Source organism: Streptomyces purpurogeneiscleroticus, from assembly GCF_020024005.1.
In the GTDB taxonomy this organism is placed as follows: Bacteria; Actinomycetota; Actinomycetes; order Streptomycetales; family Streptomycetaceae; genus Streptomyces; species Streptomyces purpurogeneiscleroticus.
In genome coordinates this window covers 1-4,709 of the sequence record NZ_NHSG01000009.1, presented here as the reverse complement: position 1 = coordinate 4,709, position 4,709 = coordinate 1, and the positions used below count along the sequence as shown (strand labels likewise).

Below are 4,709 nucleotides of genomic sequence, written 5' to 3'. Positions count from 1 at the left end.
CCTGGGCCCACACGGGCTCGCCGCGGCGGGCCGGCATCTCGTGCCGCCGGGCGAGCCCGTGTGGGCCCAGGTGGCGCCGGCGAACGCCGCGAGCGTGCGGGCGCTGCTCGCCGCCGGCTTCGTCCCCGTGGGGGCCGAGGCGCTGCTGAAGCGCGACCGGTAGAGAGAGGGGGGCCGCAACAGATCGGGGGCGGCCCGCAAGCGCGGCACGTGCCGGGCGAATGGTCTCGGCCGCATTCGGGCGGATCAGGTGCCGGCCGTCCGCTGTCCCGCGGGCGGGACCGGGGCCGGCCACGGGAGGGCGATCCAGACCGTCTTGCCGCCGCTCTCCGTCGGTTCGACGGTGATCTTTCCGCCGGATTCCGCCGCGAGGGAGCGGATGATGACCATGCCGCGGCCGTTGTCCTGCTGGACCGCGGCCGGCAGCCGGCGCGGCATCCGGGGATGGCTGTCCGTGACGCCGATGCGCAGGACTTCGTGGCGGTCGAGGTGGACGTCGACCGTGAAGGTCGGGGACCGGTCCGAGGTGTGCACGACGGCGTTGGTGGCCAGCTCGGAGACGATGAGCCGGACGGAGTCGAGGAGTTCGGCGCGGTCCGCGCCGGCCGGTGTGTCGTCCCACTCCGTGAGGACTCCCGTAACGTATCTGCGCGCCTTCGGTACGGAGCCGGGCGCACTCGGCAGGGTCAGTGTTGCTTCCTGGTGATCCGCCATCGCCGCGCCGTCCCTTTCCCACCCGAGGCCGTCTCCCCGCTGGACAGCGACATGATCGGGTCCGAAAATCGGTCCCTTGCCGCTGCTTTGCGCCAGACTGCCACTCATGCTGCCCCTGCCGTGAGCCATCCACCAAGATATGCATATATCTGTCGCCCGAAGCGGTGAACTCTGCTACGCGAGACCGTATTTGGGCGGCACACTGACGCATCGGTGTCAGTTATGACGAATCGCGGTACGTCCGTGAGGAGGGTTCATGCACCACGGTCCCGCAGTGCGCCGTCGCAAGCTCGGTGCGGAGTTGAGGCGCCGCCGGAATCTGGCCGGGCTCACGAGCGGCGAGGCCGCCCGCCTTGTGGGCTGGCATCAGTCGAAGGTGAGCCGGATAGAGACCGGCCGGAGCGGAGTGCGTCCGGCCGACGTGGAACGGCTGCTGGACGCCTATGAGGTGCGCGACGAGGAGTCCCGCGCACTGCTGGCCGCGCTGTGCGGCCAGGACGCGGGCGGCGGCAGCGGAGGGGAAGCCGGGCGCGGCTGGTGGCACACCTACCGTGACCTGCTGCCGCCCGCCTACCGGGACTTCATCAGCCTGGAGGCCGGCGCTTCGCACGCGCGGACGCTGGAGACGACGGTCGTACCCGGACTGCTGCAGACTCCGGACTACGCGCGGGCCGTCACGCGGGCCGCGCTGGCCGACCTACCGCAGAGCAGAATCGATGCGCTTGTCGACGTGCGCATAGCGCGGCAGAGCGTTCTGGAGGGGGACCCTCCGCTGAAACTTTCAGCCGTGTTGGACGAGGCGGTACTACGCCGTCCGGCGGGTGGTCCAGAGGTGATGAAAGCCCAATTGCGGCATCTCCTGAAGGTCATGGAACTGCCGCATGTGCGGCTGCAGGTGCTGCCGTTCACTGCCGGGGTCCACATCGGCATCACCGGCCCTTTCGTTATCTTCTCCTTTCCGCTCATTGCTGACTTGGATGTGGTGGTTCTCGACCATTTGACGAGTAGCCTCTATCTCGAACGCAAAGAGGACCTCAGGGCGTACAGCGATGCATTCGACACGCTGCGGGGGCACGCCCTCTCATGCGAGGAATCATCGGCTTTGATTGCCCGGGCCGCAGAAGGCTGACAGCCTGGCCCGGGCGCGTTGAGGAGGCTCCAAAATGACGGCATCGCCGCGGTACGTACCCGCCAGCACGGCCCTTACGGGCGCGCGCTGGGTGCGCAGCACGCGCAGCACGGGAATGAACAACTGCGTCGAGACCGCCCGGGTCAACGGTGAAACTCTCGCCGTGCGCGACTCGAAGGACATTTCGGGACCGGCGTTGCTGTTCGCGGTCCCTGCATGGCGGGCTTTTGTCGACGCCCTGCACATCGGTCGGCCCATAAAGGAGGGCTGATCCAGCTAAAAGAAGGGCTGATCCAGCCCTCCCCGGAACCGGTTCAAGAATAAAATTCCGACACCTGTTCCGGGGAATTCGGTCAAGCGGTCGTCAAGCGGTCGGCGCGGTCGAAAGAATCGCGCCGACCGCTTCGTCGATCTGCCGGTCGGTCAGATCCCCACGAGCGGTCAGCCGAAGCCGCGAAATACCGTCGGGAACGGACGGCGGACGGAAACAGCCGACCATCAGACCCGCCGCACGGCAATCGGCGGCCCACCGCACGGCCGCCTCGGGCGAGGGCGCCCGCACGGAGACCACCGCGGCCTCCGGAAGGACCGCGGACAGTCCTCCTGCCGTCAGCCGGCGGTGGAGTTCGCGGGCCACGGCACGGGCCCGGTCCGCGCGCCGCGGCTCGCGGCGGAGCAGCCGGAGCGCCGCGAGCGCGCCACCGGCGGCGGCAGGCGCCAGGCCGGTGTCGAAGATGAACGTACGGGCCGTGTTGACCAGATGCTCGATGACCTTCGCCGGGCCCAGTACCGCACCGCCCTGACTGCCCAGGGACTTGGAGAGCGTCATGGTGGCGACCACGTCCCGGTCCCCCGCCAGGCCCGCCGCGTGCAGCGCGCCACGCCCGCCCTCGCCCAGTACGCCCAGTCCGTGCGCGTCGTCCACCAGCAGTGCGGCGCCGTGCGCGCGGCAGGCGGTGGCGTACCCGGCCAGCGGCGCCGCGTCGCCGTCCACCGAGAAGACCGAGTCGGAGACGAGCACGGCCCGGCCTTCGTAGTCCGGTTCGACGTGGGCCGCGTCGATGGCCTTGTGCACGGCCTCGGGGTCGCTGTGCGGGACGACGGCCGTACGGGCGCGGGAGAGGCGGCAGCCGTCGATGAGGGAGGCGTGGTTGCCGGCGTCGGAGACGACCAGGGAGCCGGGCGCGGTGAGCGCGGTGACGGCGGCGAGATTGGCCGCGTAACCCGAGGACAGGACCAGTGCGGCCTCGAAACCGCAGTATTCGGCCAGTTCGCGTTCGAGCTGCGCGTGCAGTTCGGTGGTGCCGGTGACCAGCCGGGAGCCGGTCGCGCCGGCGCCCCAGCGGTGCGCGGCGGCCGCGGCGGCCCGGGTGACCTCGGGATGCCGGGCGAGGCCCAGGTAGTCGTTGCTCGCCAGATCCAGGAGCGCCGAGTCGGCCGGGCGCGGGTTCAGCGTCCGTACGAGTCCGGCGCCGCGACGCCGCTCGCGCGCCTCGTCGATCCAGGCGAAGGGGTCGTTACCGGGCTGGGCTGCGGCGGGATCGGCAGGCATCGGCTTCCTCGGGTTTGTTGGCTGTCGATAGACGTTAGCGGTCGTTACGCCTGCTTACGGTGTGGCGATACACACACCGCCAACCAGCGGCCTTGTGGGAATCCTCCTTGGCCCCGGGCGGTGCCGTAGGACAGGATCTTCGCCATGGACCTGCTGAACGCTCTGGTGGAGAAGGGTCTGCGGCGCGAGTCGCCGACCCGCGAAGAGGCACTCGCCGTACTGGCGACATCCGATGACGAGCTGCTCGACGTCGTAGCGGCGGCGGGCAAGGTCCGCCGCCAGTGGTTCGGGCGGCGGGTGAAGCTGAACTATCTGGTCAACCTCAAGTCGGGCCTGTGCCCGGAGGACTGCTCCTACTGCTCCCAGCGGCTCGGCTCCAAGGCCGAGATCCTCAAGTACACCTGGCTCAAGCCCGACGAGGCGTCCAAGGCGGCCGCCGCCGGTGTCGCGGGCGGCGCCAAGCGGGTGTGCCTGGTGGCCAGCGGCCGCGGCCCCACGGACAAGGACGTGGACCGCGTCTCGCAGACGATCTCGGCCATCAAGGAGCAGAACGAGGGCGTCGAGGTGTGCGCCTGCCTGGGGCTGCTCTCCGACGGCCAGGCGTCGCGGCTGAAGGACGCGGGCGCCGACGCCTACAACCACAACCTCAACACGTCCGAGGCGACGTACGGGAAGATCACCACGACGCACACCTACGAGGACCGCGTCTCCACCGTCCAGCAGGCCCAGGCGGCCGGCATGTCCGCCTGCTCCGGCCTGATCGCGGGCATGGGCGAGAGCGACGAGGACCTGGTGGACGTGGTCTTCTCGCTGCGCGAGCTGGACCCCGACTCCGTACCGGTGAACTTCCTGATCCCCTTCGAGGGCACCCCGCTGGCCAAGGAGTGGAACCTCACCCCGCAGCGCGCCCTGCGCATCCTGGCCATGGTCCGCTTCGTCTGCCCCGACGTCGAGGTCCGCCTCGCCGGCGGCCGCGAAGTACACCTGCGCACCCTGCAGCCCCTCGCGCTGCACCTGGCCAACTCCATCTTCCTGGGCGACTACCTCACCAGTGAGGGCCAGGCCGGCAAGGACGACCTCGCGATGATCGAGGACGCCGGGTTCGAGGTGGAGGGCGCGGGCACCACCACGCTGCCCGCGCACCGCGCCGACGCACTGGCCGCCGCGGGCGGCGGCTGCGGCGGGCACGGTGACGGCGGCGGCTGCGCGCCGTGCGGTGACGGCGGGGCCGAGCCGGCCGCCGCCGAGCCCGAGCCGGTCGCCGCCGGTGCGGTGGCCGAGGCGCCGGACGCCGACGGTGTCCGTACGGACCTG

At 70.6% G+C, this 4,709-nt stretch carries 5 protein-coding genes; 3 read left to right on the top strand and 2 right to left on the bottom strand.

Going from position 1 to position 4,709, the window contains the following annotated elements; all coding sequences use genetic code 11:
• Nucleotides 1-246: 246 nt before the first annotated feature.
• Complete coding sequence (locus CCS38_RS00275) at nt 247-714, bottom strand: ATP-binding protein (RefSeq protein ID WP_223731137.1); 468 nt, start codon at nt 712-714, stop codon at nt 247-249.
• A gap of 256 nt (nt 715-970) precedes the next feature.
• Between CCS38_RS00275 and CCS38_RS00270 the strand changes: the two genes are divergently transcribed.
• Both CCS38_RS00270 and CCS38_RS00265 read left to right on the top strand, forming a co-directional pair.
• Complete coding sequence (locus CCS38_RS00270; RefSeq protein WP_223731136.1) at nt 971-1,843, top strand: helix-turn-helix domain-containing protein; 873 nt, start codon at nt 971-973, stop codon at nt 1,841-1,843.
• A 34-nt stretch (nt 1,844-1,877) separates the two neighbouring features.
• On the top strand, nt 1,878-2,114 hold the full coding sequence (locus CCS38_RS00265) for a DUF397 domain-containing protein (protein ID WP_223731135.1): 237 nt from the start codon (nt 1,878-1,880) through the stop codon (nt 2,112-2,114).
• A gap of 93 nt (nt 2,115-2,207) precedes the next feature.
• On the opposite strand, the gene CCS38_RS00260 is transcribed toward CCS38_RS00265, so the two are convergent.
• Nucleotides 2,208-3,395, bottom strand: coding sequence for an 8-amino-7-oxononanoate synthase (locus CCS38_RS00260; protein ID WP_223731134.1), 1,188 nt, complete (start codon nt 3,393-3,395; stop codon nt 2,208-2,210).
• 144 nt (nt 3,396-3,539) lie between these two features.
• Between CCS38_RS00260 and bioB the strand changes: the two genes are divergently transcribed.
• The coding region (gene bioB, locus CCS38_RS00255) for a biotin synthase BioB (RefSeq protein ID WP_223731133.1) at nt 3,540-4,709 on the top strand (1,170 nt) is incomplete at its 3' end.